21 protein-coding genes are annotated in these 21,430 nt (G+C 40.2%); 20 read left to right on the forward strand and 1 reads right to left on the reverse strand.

The window, feature by feature from the left end:
* The first annotated feature begins 219 nt into the window (after positions 1–219).
* The 14 genes from IGI67_RS20945 (at position 220) to IGI67_RS21010 (ending at position 13,382) form a co-directional block, all read left to right on the forward strand.
* Positions 220–537, forward strand: coding sequence for a DsrE family protein (locus tag IGI67_RS20945; protein WP_207109051.1), 318 nt, complete (start codon positions 220–222; stop codon positions 535–537).
* A 253-nt stretch (positions 538–790) separates the two neighbouring features.
* On the forward strand, positions 791–2,716 hold the full coding sequence (locus IGI67_RS20950; protein WP_429959136.1) for a BglG family transcription antiterminator: 1,926 nt from the start codon (positions 791–793) through the stop codon (positions 2,714–2,716).
* Between the two features lie 4 nt (positions 2,717–2,720).
* On the forward strand, positions 2,721–3,047 hold the full coding sequence (locus tag IGI67_RS20955) for a PTS lactose/cellobiose transporter subunit IIA (RefSeq protein ID WP_207109053.1): 327 nt from the start codon (positions 2,721–2,723) through the stop codon (positions 3,045–3,047).
* 25 nt (positions 3,048–3,072) lie between these two features.
* Entirely contained in the window at positions 3,073–3,411 is a 339-nt protein-coding gene (locus tag IGI67_RS20960) for a PTS sugar transporter subunit IIB (RefSeq protein ID WP_207109054.1), read from the forward strand.
* A gap of 15 nt (positions 3,412–3,426) precedes the next feature.
* A complete protein-coding gene (locus IGI67_RS20965; RefSeq protein WP_207109055.1) occupies positions 3,427–4,776 on the forward strand; it encodes a PTS sugar transporter subunit IIC in 1,350 nt (449 codons plus the stop codon).
* Positions 4,777–4,825: 49 nt separating this feature from the next.
* Positions 4,826–5,905 carry a M24 family metallopeptidase gene (locus IGI67_RS20970; protein ID WP_429959137.1) on the forward strand — a complete coding sequence of 360 codons (1,080 nt, stop codon included), beginning with the start codon at positions 4,826–4,828 and terminating at the stop codon, positions 5,903–5,905.
* Complete coding sequence (locus IGI67_RS20975; protein WP_429959138.1) at positions 5,892–6,938, forward strand: M42 family metallopeptidase; 1,047 nt, start codon at positions 5,892–5,894, stop codon at positions 6,936–6,938. Before IGI67_RS20970 ends, IGI67_RS20975 begins: the two co-directional genes overlap by 14 nt.
* Positions 6,925–8,118, forward strand: a complete 1,194-nt coding sequence (locus tag IGI67_RS20980) for a MalY/PatB family protein (protein ID WP_429959139.1) — start codon at positions 6,925–6,927, stop codon at positions 8,116–8,118. Before IGI67_RS20975 ends, IGI67_RS20980 begins: the two co-directional genes overlap by 14 nt.
* A 23-nt stretch (positions 8,119–8,141) precedes the next feature.
* Positions 8,142–8,726: a dienelactone hydrolase family protein gene (locus IGI67_RS20985; RefSeq protein WP_429959140.1), complete on the forward strand. Its 585-nt coding sequence runs from the start codon at positions 8,142–8,144 to the stop codon at positions 8,724–8,726.
* Between the two features lie 298 nt (positions 8,727–9,024).
* Complete coding sequence (locus IGI67_RS20990; RefSeq protein WP_429959141.1) at positions 9,025–10,665, forward strand: BglG family transcription antiterminator; 1,641 nt, start codon at positions 9,025–9,027, stop codon at positions 10,663–10,665.
* Positions 10,662–11,111, forward strand: coding sequence for a PTS sugar transporter subunit IIA (locus IGI67_RS20995; RefSeq protein ID WP_429959142.1), 450 nt, complete (start codon positions 10,662–10,664; stop codon positions 11,109–11,111). The genes IGI67_RS20990 and IGI67_RS20995 overlap by 4 nt, the downstream gene beginning before the upstream one ends.
* Complete coding sequence (locus IGI67_RS21000) at positions 11,108–11,389, forward strand: PTS sugar transporter subunit IIB (protein ID WP_207109061.1); 282 nt, start codon at positions 11,108–11,110, stop codon at positions 11,387–11,389. The genes IGI67_RS20995 and IGI67_RS21000 overlap by 4 nt, the downstream gene beginning before the upstream one ends.
* A gap of 4 nt (positions 11,390–11,393) precedes the next feature.
* Complete coding sequence (locus IGI67_RS21005; RefSeq protein ID WP_207109062.1) at positions 11,394–12,644, forward strand: PTS ascorbate transporter subunit IIC; 1,251 nt, start codon at positions 11,394–11,396, stop codon at positions 12,642–12,644.
* On the forward strand, positions 12,645–13,382 hold the full coding sequence (locus IGI67_RS21010) for a sugar isomerase domain-containing protein (RefSeq protein ID WP_207109063.1): 738 nt from the start codon (positions 12,645–12,647) through the stop codon (positions 13,380–13,382).
* A 207-nt stretch (positions 13,383–13,589) separates the two neighbouring features.
* Here IGI67_RS21010 and IGI67_RS21015 read toward each other — a convergent pair whose 3' ends face one another.
* On the reverse strand, positions 13,590–13,769 hold the full coding sequence (locus tag IGI67_RS21015; RefSeq protein ID WP_429959143.1) for a hypothetical protein: 180 nt from the start codon (positions 13,767–13,769) through the stop codon (positions 13,590–13,592).
* A 74-nt stretch (positions 13,770–13,843) separates the two neighbouring features.
* Between IGI67_RS21015 and IGI67_RS21020 the strand changes: the two genes are divergently transcribed.
* The 6 genes from IGI67_RS21020 (at position 13,844) to IGI67_RS21045 (ending at position 21,411) form a co-directional block, all read left to right on the forward strand.
* On the forward strand, positions 13,844–14,011 hold the full coding sequence (locus IGI67_RS21020) for a hypothetical protein (protein WP_429959144.1): 168 nt from the start codon (positions 13,844–13,846) through the stop codon (positions 14,009–14,011).
* Positions 14,012–14,109: 98 nt separating this feature from the next.
* Positions 14,110–14,298 carry a CsbD family protein gene (locus tag IGI67_RS21025; protein ID WP_207109066.1) on the forward strand — a complete coding sequence of 63 codons (189 nt, stop codon included), beginning with the start codon at positions 14,110–14,112 and terminating at the stop codon, positions 14,296–14,298.
* 1,184 nt (positions 14,299–15,482) lie between these two features.
* Entirely contained in the window at positions 15,483–16,586 is a 1,104-nt protein-coding gene (locus IGI67_RS21030) for a tyrosine-type recombinase/integrase (RefSeq protein WP_207107832.1), read from the forward strand.
* Positions 16,587–17,066: 480 nt separating this feature from the next.
* Entirely contained in the window at positions 17,067–17,717 is a 651-nt protein-coding gene (locus IGI67_RS21035; RefSeq protein WP_207107833.1) for a winged helix-turn-helix domain-containing protein, read from the forward strand.
* Between the two features lie 65 nt (positions 17,718–17,782).
* Positions 17,783–20,158: an accessory Sec system translocase SecA2 gene (gene secA2 / locus IGI67_RS21040; RefSeq protein ID WP_429959145.1), complete on the forward strand. Its 2,376-nt coding sequence runs from the start codon at positions 17,783–17,785 to the stop codon at positions 20,156–20,158.
* Between the two features lie 38 nt (positions 20,159–20,196).
* Positions 20,197–21,411: an accessory Sec system protein translocase subunit SecY2 gene (locus IGI67_RS21045; RefSeq protein ID WP_207107835.1), complete on the forward strand. Its 1,215-nt coding sequence runs from the start codon at positions 20,197–20,199 to the stop codon at positions 21,409–21,411.
* Positions 21,412–21,430: the final 19 nt, after the last annotated feature.

Here is a 21,430-nt window from a genome sequence, read left to right on the forward strand (position 1 = left end):
ATGGATTCATCAGTAAAAAGAAAGTCTTTTATTTAAAAAAGAGCTATTTTTTTTGAAATAGTTGCCTTATTTTGAATCGATTCGAAGAAAAAGCGGAAATTGACGATTAAATGGATGGAATTCTTTTGTGTTTTCTAGCGCTTTCAGCTACTCTTAAAGTAGTAGGAATAATTTTATTCTGTTCAAAAAAAAGCATTTTTTAAATAGGAGGCGATTTAGATGAAAGTTGTTTTTCATGTCGATGAGTTAGGAATGATCCGAGAGGCCCGTCATGATATTGAGCATATATTATTGTCAGAGCCAAAAGCTGAAATCGTACTATTGATGAACGGCGAGGCAATCCAAGGCTATCTGTTGCCGCGAGTAATCAAATTCATGAAAGAATATCCCCATATTACCTATCAGGCGTGTCACCATTCCATGCGTAATTTCCATGTTCGTTCAAAGCAGATGCACGAGCAGGTCGAAATCATCGAGTCAGGTGTGATTGGTTTAGTCAATTTGCAAGAGCAGGGATATTCCTATATTAAATGCTAGAAAATTAGATAAAAAGTCCTTCAACCTCCAGTGTCTTCAAACGTTTGGCTCCGCTAGCAAACTTTTAGAGATGCAGGGATGAGGAGGGCTTATTTTTTTTGCCTTTCACCAATGACTTTCGAATAGGGGCAGCCTATGCTTTAATAGTGAAGCACCTTTGATTGAGGTCATTTTTGCATTTTTAATTTGAAAAAGTTGTCATTTTAAGTAAAGGGCTTACATTGTATAGTTTAGTTGTAAGCGGGAGGTCATTATGAGACAAGAAAAAATTGTTGAATACTTATATGCAAAGAAGCAAGCGATTGCTCCCAAGGCATTGGCCGCTGAGTTTCAAATCTCGGAGCGAACACTCGCAAATGATATGAAATGGCTGAAGGAAATTGGTCCAGCAGAAGGGTTTACTGTCGAACGAATACGTTCGGAGGGCTATCAGCTGAAGGTTCTCGATGAACCGCGGTTTGGCAATTACTTGTCGCGGACAAAGCACAAGGAGCAGATAGACAGTGCCAGCCCACAGGAACGAATCAAAAATATCGAGCTGCTGCTGCTGTTTCATGAGGAGTACATCACAATGCAGCAAATTGCAGAGTGGCTGGATGTCAGTCTATCGACAGTCAAAGCAGATATCAAGCAGGTGGAGCAGTTTTGCGAGAATTATGAGCTTACGCTTTTCAGTAAAGCCCATTACGGGTTGAAAATTATCGGAACTGAAAGTAAAAAACGGCGGGCGATTTTATACTTGATCCGCAACACGATTCATACACCGGTGCTGACAGAACGCTACAAGGAGTTCAATTTTGTCTTTGATGAAGCGGACCTGCGACGTTTCTTGCAGGAGCAGCTTCAAAAGAATCAGTTAAAAATCAGTGATATTGTCTTTGAAAACATTGTTCAGCATATTCGCTTGTTGAGTTTTCGCATCATGCAGAACAATACCTTGAATAATGAAGAATTCGAGGAGCTGAAAATCAGCGATAGCTATGATCGTTTAACCGAAGAATTAGTGGCTTATGTTGAAGCTGCGTATCATATTGATTTTTCTCATGCCGAAAAGAATTATTTAGAGGAACAGCTGCGGGGAAAATTTGCGGTGTTAGACGATGCCGCCAGCAACCAGCAATTAAAGCAGGCAATCGAAAAGGCTTTAGAGCATGTTGATCGGCGTTATCATACCAAGTTTCGTGAAGATCAGGATCTGGCCAACGCCTTGTTGATGCATGTGGCTCCACTGCTGCAGCGGCTCTATACAGGGCATCAGTTGGAAAATCCCATCATTGACGATATCTATACCCAATACGCCAATGTATTTAATGTAGCAATGGGCTTTATCAATGAGTTGAACAAGGATTTGGATACGGATATCAGCAAGGATGAGATTGGCTATGTCGCTATTTATTTTGCGGCAAGTCTGGAAAAGCAGTCCAATCAAGTAATCGATGACTATCAGAAAATCGCGGTCATCTGTTCGACTGGCGGCGGCGCTTCCTACCTATTAAAGGTCAATCTAGAGCGGCTGTTCAGCAACGCCGAAGTCGCGACCTTTGCCTTAAATGAAATCGATCAGATTGATTCGGTTTTTGATCTGGTTATTTCGACGGTGACGCTTCAGCAGGAGCAGTTTGATATTCCGATTATTTACACGAAGCCGATCTTGAATCCTGCCGAGCTGACGAAAATCGAAAAGGATTTGAATCTTTTGCGAGAATCGCAAAATAAGGCTGTCGATGTGCAGCAGTTCGTTCTCAGCTTATTTGATCCAAGCTGGTTCCAAATCAATACGCAAGCAGAGGATTATCTCTGCCTTTTAGAAGCGGAGAGTGATCGCTTAGAGACCGATGGTTTGGTCGAGGTCGGGTTTAAGCAAAGTGTCTTAGAACGAGAAAAGATGATCGATACGATCTATCAACAGGGAATCGCAGGGCCTCATCCGATGGAGCAGGCAGCAGTCAAGGAAGTTATTGATGTGATTTTATTGAAGAAGCCGTTGAGCTATCGTGAAAAACAGGTAAGGGTCATCTTTTTGATCAACATTAAGAAAGACCATTTGAATCTGCATAAAGAAATCAGTCGTTTGATGATCAAAATGATGGATGATCCGACACTGGACAATCAACTAGTAAAAATTACCAATTTTCAAGACTTTATGTCTTATATGAAAAGCTTAATGAAAGAAGGATAAAACAATGAACGAACAAGAAATGGACATTTTCAAAATTATTTCCGCGGCAGGAGATTCACGCGGTTCCGCCTTTGAAGCTCTACGATTGGCCCGCAAAGGGAAGTTCGCTGAGGCTGAGGCTAAGATGCAGGAGGCCAAAGAAAAAAGCATCGACGCCCATGATGTGCAAACCAAATTGATTACTGGCGAGATCAACGGTGAGAAATCTGAAACAAGCCTATTGATGGTTCATGCACAGGATCACTTGATGACCAGTATTCTGGCTCGTGATCTGATTGAAGAAATGATCGGTATGTTAAAGGAACAAAGCGAAGCGAAGGCTTTGCAATAATATAAATTTTTTAGGGGGAAAAACCATGAAAACATTGCTAGTTTGTGCTGGCGGCTTCTCAACAACGATGATGATGGAGTCAATGAAGAAAATTGTCAAAGAATCAAAGAGCTTGGATGAAAAGGATTATCCCATGGAGGCCATCGGTGTCGATAAATTAGAGCGCTATATCAATGATTATGATGTAATTTTAGTTGGTCCGCAGCTGAGCCACAAGTATGATTTTATCAAAGGTGAAGCAGATAAAGTTGCTAAACCGACCGTTTTATTGACTTCAGATATTTATGGCTCGATGGATGGTGCGACGGTGATGAAGCAAGCATTAGTTGCCTATCGTAAAAATCAAGCACAGAAAACTCAATAGTTAGGAGCGAAAAAAATGGAAAATCCAAAGAAACAGGGTGCCTTTGAAAAAGTGGAAGCCTTTATTCGCAAGACCTTAGTTCCAATTGCGAATAAAGTCGACAGCAATCCTTATTTAACGGCTATCAAAAAAGGGATGGTCGTCATGACCCCGGTACTGTTGCTAGGTTCGATCGCGGCGATCTTTCCTTCGATCCCTGAGTTTATCAAGACTCAGGCAGTAGCGAATTGGTTTGAGAATTATGGGTATATTTTTGGTATTATTTCTAAGGTTTCATTAGGTTTAGTTGGTTTATACGCGGTTCTTGCGATCTCTTACTTCTTGAGTGAGCATTATAAGCTTTATACTGTCGGGTCCATGATGCTGTCTGCCATTGCTTTTCTAATCGTGGCGATGGATGTTGATGACAATGGCAATATTGTGGCGTCTTATCTTGATTCAAAAGGCTTGTTTACGGCAATTTTTGTAGCGATTATTTCGGTAAAACTGTATCAGTTCTTTACGAAACACAAGCTGGTTATCAAAATGCCTGAAGGGGTGCCGGATTTCGTTTCCAGCTCCTTTGAATTGATTACACCAACGGCAGCCATCGGTGTTTTGTTCATCGTCATTCGCGCAGTAACGGATAGTCTATCCGGCGGAGTTTTACTGCCGCAGGTAATTATGGATATTTTGGCGCCGGCTATTGGCAGTCTTGATTCTTTGTGGATCATCTATTTTGTATTAGTTTTACGCTTGGTCTTCTGGTTCTTCGGGATTCATTCAGCGGTACTGTCTCCAATCCTGTCACCAATCGCGGTGCAGTATCTGTCAGAAAATATCGCTGCCCATGAAGCAGGCGAACCTTTGCAGCACGTGATTACTAACGGAACATTATCTGCCTTTGCCAACTTCTCCGGCTCGGGTGTCACGATCGGATTAGTTTTAGCGATGCTGATCAGCAAATCGCTCCGCTATAAAAAGGTTGGGGCAGTTGCCCTGCTGCCGTCATTATTTGGGATTAACGAACCGGTACTCTTTGGTGTGCCAATCATCCTGAATCCCGTTTTGATGATTCCATTCATCTTCGGCGGCGCTTTGGTTGGGATGTTCCCAATGATCTGCATGAAGTTAGGACTATTGAATTTCCCGATTTTTGATCCGCCTTATGTCCCAGTATTTATGGAAGGCTTCCTGACGGGATTTGACTGGCGCGCGATTATTATTCAGGTGATCCAGGTCGCGATGTCCTTTGGGCTGTACCTGCCATTCTTCAAAGTATTGGAAAAACAAGAATTAGAACGGGAAGCATTATTAGAAGCTGAAAAAGCCAACTCTGTCATTTCAGATGACGACGAACAATATTTAACAGATATTGATTTCTAGCCAAAAAGGACAGCTTGGACTGTCCTTTTTGCTTTAAGGAGCGCAACCAATGAAAATAGCTGAATTACGAAAAAAACTCGCTGAAGAACAGTTATCAGGACTTTTGGTCACAGATAAAATCAATCGCCGCTATCTATGCGGATTTACCGGATCGAATGGCCTGCTGCTGGTCACAGAACAAGAGCTGCGTCTATTCGTTGATGGTCGATATACCCAACAGGCTCAACAGCAAACTAAAAATATCGAAATATGTGAGCTTCCTGTGGGGGGAAGTTTAAATGAAGCATTACGGCCTTTTGTAAAAGGGTTAGCACTGGGATTTGAAGCAGGGACGATTTCTTATCAGAGCTTTAGCGGCTTTCAATCGTTGACGGAAGAAGTCAACGGTCAGTTGGTAGCAACAAAAAATATGGTCGAAGGTCTGCGAATGATCAAAACGCCAGAGGAAATACAGGGAATCAAGCAAGCCGCTAAGATTGCTGATCAAACATTGGAGGAAATCTTGCCACTGATTTGCACTGGTATGACTGAAATAGAGCTAGCGAATGAAATCGACTATCGCAGTAAAAAAATAGGCAGTGCAGGCCCAGCCTTCGAAACGATTGTGGCTTCTGGTGCTCGAACCGCTCTACCTCATGCTCATGCTAGTCAGAAAGAAATCCAGGCCAATGAATTGATCATGATCGATTTTGGTGCCATCTATCAGGGGTACTATTCAGATATCACTCGGACCTTTGCTTTTGGCGAGGTCGCTGGAGCAATCAAAGAAACCTATCAAAATGTTTTAGCAGCTCAAAAAAAAGCCATCAAAGCCGTTGCGGTGGGCAGAACCTTAGGCGAGATCGATCAAACTGCACGTGAGGCTTTGGCGCAACAGGGGCTTGCCCAATATTTTAGTCATAATCTTGGTCATGGGATCGGGCTTTCGTGTCACGAATATCCTGCCTTAGCACCACAAGAGGGCGTGATCATCGAGAAAAATATGACCTTTACTGTTGAGCCGGGAGTGTATTTGCCGGAGGCTGGTTTTGGGATTCGAATCGAAGATGATGTCTGGGTAAATGAAGCAGGTCAGGCAGAAATTTTAACTCAATACACTAAGGAGTGGATGGAAATTGGCAGCAACTGATGAACTATTGCTGAAGCTTTCAAATCTAGATGCTCTGCCGGGGCAAGAAGCGCAGGTGCAGCAGGCATTGCAGAAAATGATTCAGGAAGCAGCAACGAAGGATACCTTTGGCAACTTATATTTTGGTGATTTAGGAACGAAAAAGAAGAAAATCGCCTTGTATGCTCATATGGATGAGGTGGGCTTTTTCGTTCAGCGCATGACAGAGGAGGGTTTTGTTTACTTTTATCCGGTTGGCAGCTGGTGGGGACATGTGGTTTTAGGGCAGCAGGTCAGGGCGACTTGTCGAAAAAATGGCGCTGTTTTAGAAGGAATCGTGGGGACACTGCCCAAAACTAATCATAAAATGACTGAAATTGTTCCGATCAGTGAGATGTATATCGATTTTGGTGTTCGTTCAAGAGCTGAATTAGAAGAAGCCGGCTTGCAGATCGGCGACATGATTTTGCCGAATACACAGGCGAAAAAAAGCTTTAATCAGAAAAAAATCATGGGAAAGGCCTTGGATAATCGAGTGGCCTGCACTGTGATCGCACAGGTAAAAAATCAAGTTGAAACAAAAAATATTGAGGTCATTGGTGTTGGGACTGTTCAGGAAGAGGCAGGCACTCGGGGATCGAAAGTTGCGGCGGCGCAGGTCAATGCAGATATCAATATCGTGATCGATGTGGCGAATGGGAAGGATACACCCAAAGCGGCCGAATACCCTAATCGAATTCAAGGCGCGGGACCAGGGCTAGTCTTATCAGATAAAACGGCCTTAGGCAATATTCAATTACTAGACTATTGCAAAAGTATCGCTGAAAAAAATCACATCCCGTGGCAGTATGATCTGCTGGGTGGCGGCGGCACGGATGCAGGTTCTGTCCAATTGTTCGCGGGTAAGCCCACGTTAGTTTTCTGTGTGCCTGTTCGCTATTGCCATTCTTGGAATTCGATTGTGGAGATTTCAGATGTGGAGGCAACCATCCAGCTATTATCTAAAGTCATTCATTCATTTGATGAAGGAGGAATCGATCTTGAGCAATTTTAAAGAGCAGCGTTCCCGCTATGGCACCTATTCGACCCAATGGGATTACGTGCAGGATCGCTTCGGTGAAGAAGAGCTGCTGCCGTTTTCCATTTCCGATACCGATTTTATGATTCCTGATGGGACGATCGCTGTGCTGGACAAGGCGGTTGCTCGCGGCTTCTTTGGGTATACTCGTTGGAACCATTTGGATTATAAGCAAAGTATCAGCCGCTGGTTTCAACAGGAGTTCGCCTGCGGAATGGATCCAGAGTGGTGTGTTTATTCACCAAGTGTGATTTACAGTCTATCGGTCTGTATCCAGCTGTTGAGCCAAAGAAAGGATAAAATCGTGAGCTTCACGCCGTGTTATGACGCATTTTTCAACTGTATCGGCGGGAACGAACGACGCCTGATCGCTTTTTCGTTGACGAACCAAGAGGAGCAGTTCACAATTGATTTCACGGCTTTGGAAAAGGTATTTGTTGCTGAAAAGCCAGCGATTTTCTTATTATGCAATCCTCATAATCCAACTGGTCGAGTGTTTACGGAGAATGAACTTACACGATTGATCTCCTTATGCAATAAATACCAAGTGGCAATCATCAGCGACGAAATTCACATGGATGTTCGTCGTCCTGGTAAGCAGCATCTACCAATCTTGAAATTTATAGATCAAATCAAGACACCCGTGGTGTTGCTGTCATCGGCATCGAAAACCTTCAATTCACCAGGACTTGGCGGTTCCTATGCGCTGTTTCCAGAAGAGACGCTGCGAGAAAAATTCTTAATCATTCTAAAAGGGCGAGATGGCTTATCCTCGATTCCTTACCCTGCATTGCTTGCGACGATGGATTGCTATAACAATCAAAAACAATGGGTCGAAGAGCTGAACAAAACCATCGATGAGAACTTTGCTGCATTGCATACGATGCTGAAGGCTGATCCGCGCCTGCATTTCAAAATCCCTGAGGCAACCTATCTTGCCTGGATCAACATCAAGAATTTACCCTATTCGATGGAGGAATTACAGACGATTTTGGTCAAACAAGAAAAAGTCGCAATCATGAAGGGGGAGACGTATGGGGTGGAAGGGAAAAGCTACCTGCGCTTCAACATAGGAGCCCCCAAAGAAAAAATCATAGATGGGGCCGAGCGATTGCTGCGGGCCATTCAGTACTTAGATGAAAGATCCTCTTGCTAGAAGGTCTTTTTTCGAGTAAATTAATGAGTAAAATGGGGGTGGCAGCAATCAGTAAAGCAATCTTGATACTCCATGAAATTTACGGGGTAAATGATTTCATCAATGATCAGATTCATTATTTTGACGCATTAGGCTTTCATGTTTATTGTCCCAATCTACTGAAACGTCCGGCATTTTCGTATCAGGAAGCGGAAGCCGCGTATAATTATTTTTATTCGCAGGATCATTCAGAGATGCAGTCCAATATTTCCAACGCTGTTGATCGGCTGTCTAGGATTCATGAGGCAGTCTTTGTTATCGGCTATAGTGTTGGCGGAACATTGGCTTGGCTGTGCAGTGATAATATTAATTGTACCGGTGTGATTGCTTGTTACGGCTCTCGTATCAGAGATCATGTTCAACTAATGCCCAAATGCAAAACCTTGCTGCTTTTTTCCCAAGAAGCTGGCTTTTCAGTAAGGCAGCTAGCTTCAAAATTGGCCAATAAGCCAACTGTCTTCATCCGAGAATTTAACGCAGCTCACGGATTTTTAGATCCTTCTTCCGCCAATTACTGCGAACATGCCGCAAAGGAAGCGCAAAGAGAAATCCTTCGCTTTCTTCAATAAGACTGATTTAAACCAAAAGCTGCCTGCACCTCAACTTCGGTACCCTCAAAGAAAAAAATCATAGATGGTACCGAACGATTGCTGTGGGCTGTTCAGTACGTAGATGAAAGATCCTCTTGTAGAGGGTCTTTTTTGTTTGTCGGTAAATTGGCTATGCGTGTTATATTTTAGAATACACCGAATAATAGCTATTAAAGAAAAAGCAAGTGTTCAGCGTTTTTTTTATTTTTACTGCATTTTTTTGGTCTACTTGTAAAATTCGGTGCGTGATACATTAAGGATGAAGGTGAGGATGATAATGAATAACGATTATGTAGATAGTAAACAGCGGAAGTTTTGGATCGTCAAACGACTGCTTGAGCAAGAGCATCTTAGTTATCAACAGCTTTCAGAAGATTATTATGTCTCGCGAAGCAGTATCGCCAATGATATTTCTTATATCAAGGACTTATTTTCTAAAGAGGATTTGGCGTTAACGTTTGATAATTCAGGTACGTTTTTCAAAGGTTCAGAGGTTCAGATACAAAAAATTTTAAAACGAATCGTTCTCAATCTGCTCAATAATGGCCAATCCACAGAGCTTTTTATAGAAGAAGAGTTGATGGAAAAGGTTTCAAAAGGGCTCTATCACGCATTGAATGAGAAACGAATCGAGATACCTGAAAGCTATATTCAAAATATTATTGTGTCGATCGTATTGATCATTCAGCGGGCCAAGGAAGATCATCACATTCATTTAGAGGGGACCAATCAATACGGACAGTTCTTTTTAGAGTTTGATAAGTATCCATTAGTTTATGGACTTTTGAATGAGCTGGAGGAACAAAATATCTACAGCTTTTCCCAAGAAGAGATTCAATATCTGACCTATTTGATTGTCGGCAGCGGGTTGCGCTTTTTCATGAAGGAGGATGCGATTCCCTTCACTTTTCGGGGGAAGGTTCGATTCCTGATTCAAAAAATTAGTGAAGGCTTGCAGATGGATTTAACACAGGATAGCCGTTTAGAAGAGGATTTGGTCGTCCACCTGTATCAGTTGATCCTGCGATTAGAAGCCCAGTCTTCTGTCGTTAATCCGCTGATTGACGAAATCAAGCAAACCTATCCGGCACTTTATGGAGTCGTTTGGTTTGGCCTAGCTGATTTTTGTAAGCCGTACCAAATTGCTTTATCTGATGATGAGGTTGGGTTCGTAAGTATTCATTTTCAAGCCGCCTTAGAGCGGATCAAGAAAATGCACAAGATTCTCTTTGTTTGTCCTAACGGGATCGGAACTAGTTCCTTTGTATCGGCAAAGATCCGTCGAATTTTACCAGATGTGAATAGTATCGAAACAGTCTCCACTTCAAAGCTGGAGGGAATGGATCTTTCAGATGTTGATTTCATTATTTCGACGGTAGAGATTGCAGCTGCTGAAAAGCCAGTGGTTCGAATCAGCCCGATGGTGACGGTCAAAGACATGAAGTGCATTATGAATCAGTACATTGATTTGATCATTGCCCGCGAGCAGGATACTCTGCCGAGGTTGGAGGTGGCAAGCGAGACGAAAGAGTTTATTGCGCGCAATATTTTATTTCAAAATTTTTCGAACAAAAAAGCAGCGCTCAATTTTTTGATCGATCAACAGAGTTTTTCTGACAAGGATTTGCAGGATAAGTTCAAGCAATCGGTTTGGGAACGAGAAGGCTTGCAATCAACTTATTTGGACAACGGATTTGCGATTCCTCATGGCTCACCAGAATTTGTTGAAAAAACGACAATATCAATCTTGATCCTAGATAAACCGATCAACTGGGGCAACCAAAAAGTCGACATCATCGTCTTATTAATGATCAAGGAGGAGGATGTTCGAAAAGTTGAACCTGTGATGGAATTAGTCATGCAGGGAATTGAGGATAAAAATTGGTTCATATCAAAAATGATGGAGGTTAAAAAATGAGTTTAGTAGATACAGTATTGCCAAGTGATCAAATTCAGGTCGTCGAAGCCATTGATGATTGGCAACAAGCGGTCAAGCAAGCAGGAGAGCCCTTGCTGCAAAGAGATTATATTACTCAAAAGTATATTCAATCAATGATTGATAGTGTACAGGAGCATGGCCCCTATATGGTGATAGCTGATTATTTTGCATTACTGCACGCGCGACCTGGAGAAGGGGTAAACCAACAAAGTATGAGTCTGCTGGTCGTGAAGGAGCCTGTCGATATGTTGGATAAACCGGTAAAGATCTTTTTAGTTCTGGCGGCTAAAGATAGTCAAAGCCATTTAGAAAGCTTGCAAAGCATCATGACGATTTTTATGGATACTAAAAATTATCAAATAATTTTAGAGGGAAACAAGCCAGAGATTGTTGAACTATTTAATGAAGGAGGAAACAAAAAATGAAAATTTTAGCAGTATGTGGATTTGGTGTAGGCAGCTCAATGGTGTTGAAGATGTCGATTGATAAAGTCGTGAAGGAGATGGGTCTGAAGGCAACGGTAGAAAATACGGATCTTTCGACCGCAAAAGCCACTCCAGCAGATGTCTATTTTACCAGCAATGAACTGTTGTCTGAATTGAAGTCATCGGTCAAGTCACCGGTTTATCCGATCAAAAAATATATGGATGTCGCTGAAGTACGGTCACAAATGGAAAATTATTTAAGCGAAAGAGAGGGGTAAGGCAATGAATTTTATCACAGATCATATTCTAAAAAATCCGCCAGTTTTACTAGGATTAATTGCGATGATTGGATTGCTTGTTCAACGAAAATCAATTTCTGAAATTATTAAAGGCTCTATGACTGCGGCTTTTGGAATGGTCATTTTAACTGCGGGTGTCAATATGCTGGTTGGGACGATTGCACCGATCAACGTGGCTGTGCAAACTCAGCTAGGGGTGAAGGTGGCAGAGGGATTATCTGATGTTACGTTTACTGCTGAATATGGAGGAACCGTTGGTTTGGCGATGTTTTTGGGACTGATCCTGCATTTGTTGATCGCTCGCTTTACACCGATCAAAACGATTTTTCTGACTGGACATATGCTGTGGTGGTTCCCTTTTGTGTTAGTAGCTGGAGGCGTTGAGGCTGGCTTAAGAGGTACGCTGCTTATTGTTATTAGCGCTGTGCTGTCGGCCATCTATTGGTCAGTTATGCCATGGATCATGCGTAAATATGTTTGGGATGCGACAGGGGATGACTCGTTTTTGATTGGGCACCCTACAGGAATTTTGTCTTTGATTTCAGGCTTCGTTGCTAAAAGAGTTGGGAATAAGGAAAAATCAACGGAAGATTTGAATGTGCCGGAAAGTCTGTCATTCTTCAGAGAAATTTCTATTACTGGCGGATTGGTGATGTTTTTAATGAATCTGGTAGTAGGGATCATTGCGCCAGTTTTGATTCCAGAAGGCGGCAATTTGGTGATGTTTGCTCTTGAAGCAGGATTAAACTTCGGTGCTGGATTACTGATCATGCTTTACGGGGTTCGTTTATTGATCAACCAAATCATTCCAGCCTTTCAAGGAATTGCTGAGAAAGTTGTACCAGGGGCGAAACCAGCCTTTGACGTGCCAATTCTTTTTAATTATCGACCAAATGCAGTAATTATTGGGTTTATCGTAGCAATGGTTACTTCGACGATCTTAGTCATTATTGTAAATAGCTTTGATTTATTCGGCATTTTGATCGTACCATTAGTTATCACCAGCTTCTTTGAATGTGGCGGTGCGGCTGTAATTGGTGAAGGTCAAGGCGGACTTCGCGGAGCTATTATTGGGACAGTCACTGCGTCTATAGCGATGGTTCTGTTAGTAGGAGCTTCAGCAGTGGTGTTTAGTACGACCATTCAAAATTGGCTATTGATTTTTGGCGGAAATGATCTTTCCTTGTGGGGAATGATTGGAAAACTAATCGGCAGTTTGTTTGGAGGGTTTTAAATGTTTCAATATTTTGAGCGCATTCAGGAAATGTTAAAGGAAGTAGAAATAAAGGAAGCTGATTCGATCAATCAAACGATTGAATTACTGACCGAGGCTAATTTAAATGGCAATGGAATCTATATTTTTGGGGCAAGTCATGCCGGGATTCTAGCCGAAGAGTTGTATTATCGTGCTGGCGGAATGATGACCATCAACGCTATTTTTGGCCGAGAGCTGATGCTGGATCAGTCGCCGATTACTGTTACTAGTAAAATGGAACGACTGGAAGGCTATGGAACGACACTTGCTTCGACTGTTCCTTTTAAGAACGATGACGTATTGATCCTTCATTCTGTCTCTGGCAGAAATCCTGTAACCATCGACCTAGCTTTGGCTGCTAAAGAAAAAGGGGTGAAGATTGTCGCGTTGACCAATGTAGATTATTCAAAACAGGTAACTAGTCGACATTCTTCAGGAAAACGTCTTTTTGAATTAGCGAATATCGTTTTAGACAATCATGGAGATATTGGCGATGCCTGTTGTTCTATCGAAGGGCTCGAACAACAGGTGGGTCCCAGCTCCACTGTTATCGGTGCAGCAATATTAAATACGATCATTGTAGAGGTCACACGCAAATTAATGGAACGTGGGATTGAGTATCCGCCGATTTTCTATTCAGCAAATCTTGACGGCGGTGATCAGCTGAATCAAGAGCTGTTCAAAAAATATGAGCAAGTTATTCATTACAGCCTTTAACAAGCAGCAGCCGAAGAGCTTCTCAGGGAGAGAGACTTTTTGGCTGTTGCGTAGGGCAACGAACTTAACGTAGATCACGGATTTTTAAATCCTTCTTCCGCCAATTACTGCGAACATGCCGCAAAGGAGGCGCAAAGAGAAATCCTTCGCTTTCTTCAATAAGACGGATTTAAACCAAAAGCAGAGAAGCAGCCGATGATTCGCGGCTTACTTCTCTGCTTTTTCATTCCACTTTTTTGGACTCCAGATGTTGCCTTCTAGAGCGACCTGCAGACTCTCATTATCGTCTTCCAATTGTTCGATGTATTTGATCGCTTCATCAATAACAAATTGATGCTTTTCATCTGAGATCGTTGCTAATTGTTCTTGCAGCCATGTATTTCGCATTTACTTCACCTCAAAAGCAGTGTAGCATAGAATTAATTGGTGGTTGGTGCGTGATGCTTGAGAGGAGAAATACAATGGAATTAAATGAAAGCGTTCTCTATGAAGTGAAGGCTGAACTAGCTGCAGCAAAAATCGAGCTGGAGCGGTTGGAGCAGTTAGAATTTTCTAGTGAGTTAAAAGAAGAACGAATCAAGACACTAAAACAGGAAATCCAGCAGGCGGAGCGCCTTTTGAATAAGTAAGCAGATTTTTAGCCTTCTATTTTTTCTGGTGGTACACTATTTTTAGAAACAATTAAACAGGACGCCAGTTCGACACGAATAAATTAGGAGGGGTCATAATGGCAAACAGCGATGAATTAAAAGGTAAAGTGAATGAAACAAAGGGAAAATTGACAGATGACGAATCAACTGAGCTAAAGGGAAAAGTCCAACAAGGCTTCGGTAAGGCAAAAGACAAAGCCAAGGAAACAGCAGACGATGTCGCTGGTAAAATCAACAAAAAAATTGACAAAGAAAAAGAAGATTAAAGGAGACCTGCTGCGGCAGGTCTTTTTTTCAACATTAAAGACATATAAAATTTAAGGTATCCAAAAGTTGATGAAATCAATTTTTGGGGCACTTTTCATTAATGACTTTATTCAATTTCGCTCGTGGAGCACACGAAACAAAAAATGCGCGTTTCTACGCGCGGACGAGATAGCTTTAGTGATAAAAACTCCTTTCGATAGACTAGTAAGTGGGTACCAACCGCTCATTTTATCGAAAGGAGTTTTTCTATGCCGCGTGCCCAGCAAGTGGTTAATTGCTAACTAGTGAGAGTCCAGTCTGTGTAGGCGCCAAGGCGCTCAGAAGCTATCAGGCAGCTATTGACGAAATCCCATGGCGAAATGACAAAGTACCGAGAAATCGGGGAGCAACTTATCCGGTTGTAACATGAAGTGAATTCTGCGTCTCCGTCAAAGAACCTGCGAAAACAGCCAAAGAGAAGCAGAGCCTTCGGACATTGGAAGAAGATCATGGTCGGTGTGAAGAACTTGGATCAGTACTTAAGAATCTTTCGGAGTAAGGGAATCTACAGGAGAAGCAAGCGGTTAGCGAAACTGAGGAGAGGAGCCATTCCCATTACCTTCTTGTAAAGAAGATAAGACGGAAATCTACTTCATTTAACGAATTTGAAAGGAGGCATTCATACATGAATGTCAAAGAAATAACTAATGAGGAGTACGTGAGTGATGACCTCTTCTAGGGGTGCTAAAAAGCCATCCATTTTTACGGGTGGATGGGGTACTTAAAAGCAGATTAGAAAAAAATAAGAATAGTGATATTGAAAAGTGTACTAAAAAATTATTTGAACAAGAGAAATCATAGCTTAAAAATAATCCGTATTTGTTATCTAGTGTGGATCAAATGTCGGGAATGTATTTATTTGTTTTAATAGGTTTACTTAGTCTTATAAAAAACTAGAAAAGAAATATTTCTTTAAAAAATAAATTAACTTATTTATCTTTTGAATTAAAATCGTTTTGTAATGCTATTATAAAATAGTGGTTAGAATTAATCAATAATCTTCATGAAATAAATTATTTTTGTTTCTCTTTGAAAATACATTGTAAAAAATGAGAAATACAATTCTCGTTTTTTGAGAAATAAACCATAATTATAAAAGAAATGTACCGTCATTTAAGCCGTCAAATTAGGAGGTTAGTTGCTAATGAGAAAAGGAGAAAATATCTATCTAAGAAAGGATGGACGCTGGGAGGGACGTTATTCAAAAGGTCGGAAAATAAATGGAAAAATTAAGTATGGATACGTGTATGGAAAAACTTATACGGAAGTTCGTCAAAAGATGTTTCCACTTAGAATTCATTACATGACAATCCAGCAAACTCACGGGGTTTCCAGTGAAACATTTGAAGAATGGGCTAGTTATTGGTTGAGTCATGTTCAGCATGAAGTCAAACCAGCCACTTTTTCGAGCTATTATTACAAAATTTATAAATACGTGTTACCGATACTAAAGGATATACCTTTGAACGAAATGTCTGCTGAACAAGGAAGGGATCTACTGAAAGAATTAAGGACTAAACTTGCTAGATCTACGGTACATGTAATCTTTCGGGTCTTAAATAAATGCTTAAATCATGCGAAAAAATGTGGAAAAATTTTATCCAATCCTTTGGCCAGCCTCCAATTACCAAGGGTTAAGAAAAAAAAGGTTGAGGCACTTTCTCGTCAGGAGCAAAAAACGCTGATGCATGTTGCTTTAAGTGAAAAGAAAGGAAAAGGTCTCCCAGTTCTATTAGCATTACATTCAGGGATGAGAATTGGAGAAATTTCTGCTTTACGTTGGTCGGATATTGATTTCGATTCAGACTTGATACATGTACGCCATACATATCAACGAATAGGGGTTTCACATGGCAAACAACGAACACAGTTAAATTTTGCTAGTTCTAAAACAGAAGCTTCAGTACGCGTGATTCCTATCAGTAAAGCGTTAAGGAAACTATTAATAAAACACAAGAAAAAGACGACTAGTGAATTTGTTTTTTCTCATTGCGATAAACCTTGTGAGCCGAGATTGCTTACCTATTATTTTCATAAAATCCGTTTAAAGGCAAATTTAACTCATATTCATTTTCATCAATTGAGGCATACTTTTGCAACGCGTTGCTTGGAGTCTAGAGGGGATATCTCCTCGGTCAGCGCGCTTTTAGGCCATGCCTCTACACAGATGACATTGGATACCTATGTCAATGCGTTGCTTGAACAAAGATGTCAAGTTATCGAGGAAATGGAGAAATCAATCTCTTAGAAAACGCTTTCTTTAGCTTCGAAGGCTCCTTCTATTTGCCTTTCTCAAGAAAGCGCTTACTAAACAAATTTTGATTTATAATACTTATAAAAATCAACGTTTATAAATAGAAAGACGAGTTCTTTTTTTTCTTTAAATAATTTCCGCCGTCATAAAGCGTCAAAAAGCGTTCAAAACCTTTATTTTTAAAGGTTTTGAACGCTTTTTCTAGTTTTTTATAAGACTAGGAACATTTTTGTCCCAATTAAAGAATAGTTATTTTCGTTTTGAAAACTAGTTTGGAGACTGAAGTATAGGTCTCGTTTTTTCGATTACCAACATATTTTTATAAAACAAAGGTTTGGATGAGGTGACACTATACTAATAATAACAAATTTTGGGGAAATAGCGAATGAGACCATCAATTCAATTTTTATTTATAAATGATTATCAGTATGGTGAGAAAGCAGTTCGATAAAAAAGGAGAAAAGGAAGAGAAAAATGAATGTATTAATACTGACGAAATGTGTGTTTGCTGAAGAAGAAATATTAAAAAAATTGCATCTGCTTGGTTACGAAGTCTTTTGCAGTAACCATTTGCTAGAGGGATTAATAAAGGATAATAAAAATTATCCAGTGATTAATTATTTTCCAAACATTATTTTTAGCGAGACGATTTCAGATGATGAGGTGATGGAATTAGCTAAAAATGAGAGCATTCAAGACTCCGTTCTTTTTAGGAAAGCAACCACATTCTCAAAAAATCATCATGAATATGAAAATGAGAATTTCAATTTCATATTTATGGATGATCCTTTAGAAGTGATAGGAGAGAAATTAAGAAAAAACCATGCGCTATATCAAGAAAGTAGCAAGCTCAATTTACTGTCCTTTAACATTAAAGATATCGATTCAATGTTGTTCTTGAGCAATCAGGAAAGACAAGTGTTTGAAATTTTATACAATGCTAAAGGCAAAGTTATTTCAAGAGAAGATATCTGCAAAAAAATATGGGCGCAAGTAACAAATTCCAACTTAGCCCAGACTTCGTCAATCGTTCGGAGAATAAAAATGAAGCTTGAAGATTCTGGATTTGTAAACTGTGATTTACAAACTATTTGGGGGAAAGGATATCGCATTCTCACGGATTGATTCTTTTTTTGCCGTTATGATCAAATAGTTACGTTTAAAAAATAGAAGGAATCAGCAGGATAATTATGAAAGATAAAAATTTAAGGAAATATAAGAAGATTGCAAATAGAATAATTAAGCTCCTCCCAACCTATAAAGCAATGTCCGATGCAGAACTGCAAAATCAAACGGAGCTTTTTAAGGATCGGCTTGCAGCGGGTGAAAAGATCGATAAATTGCTACCGAATGCTTATGCGGTAGTTGCAGAAGCGGATAGACGGGTATTAGGTTTAGAGCCGTATTATGTTCAAATCTTAGGAGGTATCGCATTATTTTATGGAAATGTTGCTGAAATGAAGACGGGTGAAGGGAAAACCCTCACAGCAACCATGCCAATGTATCTCAGAGGTCTGATGGGAAAAGGCAATTTCCTAATAACTTCAAATTCGTATCTAGCCTGGCGAGATGCTGAAGAGGTAGGGAAAGTGTATCGATGGTTAGGTTTGACTATTTCTGTAGGCGTGCCAAAAGATGCCAGTGAAGAGGAAGTAGATAAAGAAGCGGTCTATGGGTCGGATATTGTTTACACCACCCATAGTGCTCTAGGTTTTGATTACCTGTTCGATAATTTGGCAACGACTCTTGAAGAGCAATTCGTAGATAAGTTTAATTTTGTACTGATTGATGAGATTGATGCCATTTTATTAGATATGGCACAAACACCGCTAATTATCTCTGGGGCTCCTAAAGTACAGTCTAATTTATTTGAGACCTCCGATTGGTTTGTTAAAAGCTTATCTGAGGGAGAAGACTATCTAAAAAGCGAAGATAAGAGAAATGTTTGGTTTAAAGAAGGAGGAATCAAAAAAGCTGAGAACTATTTTGGTATTCAAGGAATTCTTACAGAAGAGTGGCGGGATTTATACAGACATTTAGTTTTGGCTTTACGGGCGAATCATCTATTGGAAGAAAACAGGGACTATGTCGTGGAAGAAGGGGAAATACTACTCTTAGATGAAGCTAACGGGAGAAAATTGATTGGAACTAAATTACAGGCTGGACTTCATCAAGCGATTGAAGCAAAAGAAGGAGTAGAGATTACAAACGAAACGAGATCAATGGGTTCAATTACTTATCAAAATCTCTTTAAAAAATTCAGAATCCTTTCAGGAATGACCGGAACGGCAAAAACAGATGCAGAAGAATTCCGTGAAACCTATAACGTGAATGTTATCCAAATTCCGACAAATAAACCAATAAAAAGAGTTGACCACCCGGATGAAGTGTATGTGACGAATAAGGCTAAAGTGTTGTCCTCATTAAATGCTGTAAAAGAAGCGCTGAAAAAAGGGCGTCCGGTGTTAGTAGAAACGGGATCGGTTGCCATGTCTAACTTATACTCTTTGCTGCTGCTGCAGCAACAAATCCCTCACAACCTTTTAAATGCTACGACCGTTGCTAAGGAATCTTTAATCGTTTCCGAAGCAGGGAGACAAGGTGCAGTAACTGTTGCAACATCAATGGCTGGTAGAGGAACTGATATCAAACTTGATCCTGAGGCAAAAGAGAGTGGGGGGCTGCTAGTTTTAGGAACGGAACGAATGACCAGTGATCGAATTGATTTTCAACTCAGGGGTCGTGCAGGCAGGCAAGGAGATCCTGGAGATACAGTTTTTTTTGTATCGATGGAGGACAAAATTGTTGTGGAAAGTGCGCCCAAATGGGTTGCAAAGGCAAGGAAGAAGTTAGTCGAAGAAAACGAGCAGAAGAATAAGGATGAAACGAAACCCTTAAAAGAAAAGAAATACGACAAAATTATCCAAAAATCGCAAGCGAATCGAAAAAAGCAAGAAGTAGAAAGTCGCAAAAGTATCCTTGAGTACGATGAAATTATTAGTGTTCAACGAGAGATGATTTATGAAGCGAGAAACAGGGTGATGGGCGGTTCGGCAGCTTTCATGGAGGAAATTATTCAACGCTCGGTGGAAAATGTACGGGATTCGTTTATTTCAAAAAAAGCGAATCTGAATAGAAATGACTTGATTGATTTTATCTATAACAATATTGCCTACAACTTTGATCCTTTCGAAATGGATCAAGCGTTAACTGAGTACAATAAGAAGAACGTTGGTGAGTATTTAAATAAGATAATTTCAAATCAAATTAGCCATCTTCATTTAATTATTCCTGATAGTTTTCAACAGCTTTATTTTAGACGAATCGTGATTCTGAAGGCGATTGATACGATGTGGGTTGAACAATCCGATAATTTGCAACAATTAAAAGCGGTTGTGAATGGTAGGAGTTGGGGACAGCATCGACCAATTTATGAATTTCAAATTGAAGCAAGACGTTCCTTTTTTGAAATGAAGGAGGAAATATGGCTGAACATGTTAAGAAATCTATTGTTGTCGGACTTGGTTTACAATTCCGATGGCTCCATTGATGTAGATTTTCCATAAATTGGCCATTACTTAGTATTAAAAAAGGACGGGTAACAATGAAAAATAATAAAGAAATAGTCAAACGAATATGTTGGAGTGTGTTATTGCTAACCATTGTAGAATTTGGCAAAAAGATCGAGGTTCCAGGTTTTTTAGACATACCGAAAGGGGAAAGTCAAAATTTGATCATTCGTTTTCTTTCGACGACCACTGGAGGTAATCTATCAAAACCTACGTTGCTTTCTTTGGGAATGGGCCCCTACATGACGGCATTAATTATTTGGACCACGATCAGCATGATTGACACGGATAGGATTAATAATCTTTCTATTAAACAAAGAGGATATATTCAAAGAAGCCTAACACTTATTTTTGCGATTGCTCAAGGAATTGCTTTGATGCTTAAGTTTGAACCGTTAATTGATGATCAGAGATTTCCAGGTGTCAGCAAGTTTCTCATATCTTGCATGGTTATCACAATAATCACCACTGGGGCAATGTTTGTTTCTTGGATATCTGATATCAATAGTGAAAAGGGAATTGGTGCACAGAGCTTGTTTATTTTACCTGGCTTACTTTCAAATTTACCAGCGATGCTGATTTCGGGACAAAGTGGTACTTTACGGCTAGATAGTCGGTATTTCATCGGGTTATTTATTATTACGTTAATCTATATTGTAGTAACGATTTTTCTATACAACTCAGAATATCGCGTCCAGATCCAACGAACAGGAATAGAGAGTAAGTTTAACAATTCATATATTCCGATTCGATTACTCACTGCTGGAGCCATGCCTTTCATGTTCGCGGTGACTGTGTTTTCAATCCCCCAGCTTTTACTGCTAAACGATCGTTGGAGCAATACTTTTTTTTCCAATATTCTTTCCAAAATGTTCTCCTTTAATACGGTTGAAGGAATTCTTACCTATGGGATCATTCTTTACGCTTTAGGAATGGGTTTTAGCTACATCAATGTGCGTCCCCATGATATTGCGAAGAATTTAAAGGAATCTGGCGATTACATTTATGAAGTGGTGCCAGGAGCTGAAACTGAAAAATATATCAAAAAGAAATTGTCAACCATCGCAATGGTTGGAAATTCATACTTGGTACTAGTATCTCTTATTCCATTGTTTATTGGATTAAAAGTAGAGATTATTTCTAACTTAGCGTTTTACTTTGGGAGTGTTTTTATGCTGATTATTATTCTCGATACTCTCACTCAGGAAATCAAATTTATTTTTTCGAAACGTAATTACAATATTTTTTAGTGAGAAGCAGGAGTGGACA

This window comes from Enterococcus sp. AZ196 (assembly GCF_050498845.1).
In the GTDB taxonomy this organism is placed as follows: Bacteria; Bacillota; Bacilli; order Lactobacillales; family Enterococcaceae; genus Enterococcus_A; species Enterococcus_A murrayae.